This is a genomic window from Pseudomonas sp. FYR_7, from assembly GCF_043106155.1.
Classification (GTDB): domain Bacteria; phylum Pseudomonadota; class Gammaproteobacteria; order Pseudomonadales; family Pseudomonadaceae; genus Aquipseudomonas; species Aquipseudomonas parafulva_B.
Genome location: NZ_JBICMI010000060.1, coordinates 1 through 565, shown reverse-complemented (window position 1 = coordinate 565; position 565 = coordinate 1). Strand labels below are relative to the sequence as shown.

Here is a 565-nt window from a genome sequence, read left to right as displayed (position 1 = left end):
TCGTTGGCACCGTGGTCGAGTTCGCGCACGGCCGTAGTCAGGGTTTGCTGCGGCTCGGGGTCGTGGCCGATACCCTGGTTTTCGCCGGCCACCTGGCCGAGATTGCGGGCCAGTTCCAGCGCGCTCTCCAACAGGGCGATGGCCTGGTCGCGGACAAGATGGCCGCCGCCTGCACCGGGCTGGGCCTCGGTTGAGAGCAGCAGGCCTCTGGCCGCGCGCAGGGCGGCGCTGGCATCGGTGCGCAGCTCGAAGCCCTCGCCACGGGGTTCGCCGCCCTTGGGTCGCGGGTGGGTGAGGTAGCCCAGGTGGAGGGCCGTGTCGGCATGGTCGCTCATCAGCGCGGCGCTGATCTCGCCATGGGTGTCGTCGATGCGCAGCTCGTTGGCACGGCCGGCCTGATGCTCCTTGCTGCGGATGGCGCTGAGGGTCTTGTGCACCGGCAGCTTGTAGGGAGTGGGATGGGTGGCCGGGTAGGCGCGGCCGGTGACGATGGGCTGGTCGCAGTCGCCGTCGAGGAAGTCGACGATGACCTCGTGGCCGATACGCGGGATGGCGATATGGCCCC

1 protein-coding gene is annotated in these 565 nt (G+C 69.9%); it reads right to left on the bottom strand.

From position 1 onward, the window contains the following. The coding region (locus tag ACF8R3_RS15035; protein WP_392515822.1) for a type VI secretion system Vgr family protein at nt 1-565 on the bottom strand (565 nt) is incomplete at both ends.